This is a genomic window from Haladaptatus sp. HS23 (genome assembly GCF_056892285.1).
In genome coordinates this window covers 1-377 of sequence record NZ_JBXGLH010000067.1, presented here as the reverse complement: position 1 = coordinate 377, position 377 = coordinate 1, and the positions used below count along the sequence as shown (strand labels likewise).

At 56.2% G+C, this 377-nt stretch carries 1 pseudogene; it reads left to right on the top strand.

The annotated features are described in order from the left end of the window. Nucleotides 1-45: 45 nt before the first annotated feature. Nucleotides 46-377: pseudogene (locus AC1XDK_RS30835) on the top strand (IS6 family transposase); the annotation flags it as partial.

Here is a 377-nt window from a genome sequence, read left to right as displayed (position 1 = left end):
GGCACTGTCTAGATAAGGACGAGCAGGTCGAAGAGCTAGTTGTTCATGCTACTCTCAAACCTGCTCAGAGAGAGTTTAGATACGGCTACGCTTGAATGTTGGGAGCGTGAACGGACGGCGACGCCCGTTAGGGCGTTCGCCGTCCGGCTCCACGCGACCGGTTGTTCGCTCAGGGAAACAAAAGCAATTCTTGCGCTCCTCGGCGTGAAACGGTCGCATCAAGCGATTTTTCAATGGGTTCATCGGGTATCTGACAGCGTTTCGGACCCGCCGTCGGCAGCGCCGACGCGGGTCGCGGTCGACGAAACCGCTGTCAAAATCAACGGCGAGTGGTCTTGGGTGTACGCTGCAATAGACACTGAAACAAAACTGCTGCT